Origin of the sequence: Polymorphobacter sp. (assembly GCF_051860865.1) — a bacterium.
GTDB lineage: Bacteria > Pseudomonadota > Alphaproteobacteria > Sphingomonadales > Sphingomonadaceae > Sandarakinorhabdus.
Map to the genome: position 1 here is coordinate 1 of NZ_JBIMKZ010000142.1, position 2,072 is coordinate 2,072.

The following is a 2,072-nucleotide window of genomic DNA, read 5'->3' on the forward strand; positions in this document are numbered from 1 at the left end:
TATGGAGCTGAGGTGAGCTTCAGCTTCTAGGTTCTTTTGCAGGAGTGTTTGATGGCGCGCGTACTGATCCTTTATTATTCGAGTTATGGGCATACCGAGGTGATGGCGAACGCCATGGCCGAGGGCGTGAATGGGGTCAATGGTGCCGAGGCGGTGGTGAAGCGGGTGGCGGAGCTGGTGCCCGATGAGGTAGCAAAGTCCTCCGGGCTGAAGACCGAGCAGGCGGCGCCGATCGCCACGCCGGGCGAGCTGGCCGATTATGACGCGATCATCATCGGTACGCCGACGCGGTTCGGCAACATGGCCGCGCAGATGCGCAACTTCCTCGACCAGACCGGCGGGCTCTGGGCCAAGGGAGCGTTGATCGGCAAGATCGGCAGCGCCTTCTGCTCGACCGCCAGCCAGCATGGCGGGCAGGAAACAACGCTGACCAGCATCCACACCACACTGCTGCACCATGGGCTGATCATCGTAGGCCTGCCCTACAGCTTCGAGGGCAACACGATCATGAGCGAGATTTCCGGCGGCACGCCCTATGGCGCATCGACCATCGCCGGCAGCGACGGCAGCCGGATGCCGAGCGAGAACGAGCTGGCTGGCGCCCGCTTCCAGGGCGATCATGTCGCCAAGCTGGCGGTCAAACTGTTTGGATAAACGGAGGACACAATGAGGCGACCATCGCGGCTGCACCACACGGCCTATGTATCGAAGGACCTTGAAGCGACCCGGGCCTTTTACGAGGACATCATCGGCCTGCCGCTGGTCGCCACCTATACCGAGAAGGACGAGCTGTTCGGCAAGGAGCGGGTCTATGCCCATTGCTTCTTCGAGCTGGAGGACGGGTCGGCGCTGGCCTTCTTCCAGTTCGCCGATCCGGCCGATCAGGCCGAATTCGGCCCGGACCTGCCGCCGAGCCCGTTCATCCATGTCGCGCTAAACGTCGACCCCGACACCCAGCGGGCGCTGGAGCAGCGGATCGCCGACGCCGGCATCCAGCCGCCCGATACTTATGTGCTGGAGCATGGCTATTGCCGCTCGGTCTATGTGAAGGACCCGAACGGCATGATCCTCGAATTCACCCATGACGCCGAGGACGCCGCGGCCGGCGACTCCCAGCGGCGGGCGACGGCCAAGGCCGAGCTGGCGCGGTGGATGGCCGGGGACTGGCGCAACAACAACCCCTATCGCCACACGGCCTGATGCCCGGCACCTCAGGCTCTCCCGGCCGGTGGCCGGGCGGGCAGGTGCGGCGGGTGCCAGTGCCAGGCGGGTCACTGGCGGTGGAAACGCTCGGTGAGGGTGTCCCGGTGCTGCTGCTGCATGGCTGGACGCTCGACCGGCGGCTGTGGCTGCCGCAGCTGCCGCTGACCGACCGCTTCATGCTGGTGGGGATCGACCGGCGGGGTTTCGGCCAGTCCGACGCGCCGGCCGATGTCGGCGCCGAGCCCGATGATGTGCTCCATATCGCCGATGCGCTGGGGCTGTCGCGCTTCCACCTGCTAGGGATGAGCCAGGGCGGCAAAGTCGCGCTGAACGTGGCGGCGCGGGCGCCCGGCCGCGTGGCGTCGCTTGTGCTGCAGGGCAGCGCCCTCGACGGCGTGGCGGGGCCGGACGAGGCGGTGCCGGTGGCGGCGATGACGGCGGCGGCACAGGCCGGCGATCTGGCAACGCTGCGGGCGATCTGGGCCGCGCATCCGCTGGTTCGGTTGACCAGTGACAGGGGGGCTGCAACGCTGGCCGCAATGCTGGCCGATTATGTCGGGCGCGACCTGCTGGCCGGGCGCGGCGTGCTGGCCGGCGATTCGGCGATGGTGGCCGAACTGGCGATGCCGGTGCTGGCGGTGGTCGGCGACAGCGACACGCCGCAGCGCCAGGCGATCGTGGCAGCGCTGGCCGAGGCCGGGGCCGAAGCGCAGACACTGGCCGGCGCCGGGCATCTGGCCAATCTCGACCAGCCCGGGGCGTTCAACGCCTTGCTGGAAGAGTGGTGGCAACGCGTCGGCTAGGCGGCGTCCACGTTCATGGAAAGTGCTTCCGGCGGTAACAAGATGCCTCCGGCGGCTGGGGCCGCA

3 protein-coding genes are annotated in these 2,072 nt (G+C 67.7%); all 3 read left to right on the forward strand.

Going from position 1 to position 2,072, the window contains the following annotated elements; all coding sequences use genetic code 11:
* Positions 1-51 precede the first annotated feature (51 nt).
* The 3 genes from wrbA to ACTIFJ_RS15315 are packed head-to-tail and all read left to right on the forward strand — an operon-like array spanning position 52 to position 2,006.
* Complete coding sequence (gene wrbA, locus ACTIFJ_RS15305; protein WP_439534978.1) at positions 52-654, forward strand: NAD(P)H:quinone oxidoreductase; 603 nt, start codon at positions 52-54, stop codon at positions 652-654.
* Between the two features lie 12 nt (positions 655-666).
* Positions 667-1,200 (forward strand): VOC family protein, encoded by a 534-nt coding sequence (locus ACTIFJ_RS15310; RefSeq protein ID WP_439534979.1) that lies wholly within the window; start codon positions 667-669, stop codon positions 1,198-1,200.
* Positions 1,200-2,006 (forward strand): alpha/beta fold hydrolase, encoded by an 807-nt coding sequence (locus ACTIFJ_RS15315; protein ID WP_439534980.1) that lies wholly within the window; start codon positions 1,200-1,202, stop codon positions 2,004-2,006. Before ACTIFJ_RS15310 ends, ACTIFJ_RS15315 begins: the two co-directional genes overlap by 1 nt.
* The last annotated feature ends 66 nt before the right edge of the window (positions 2,007-2,072 follow it).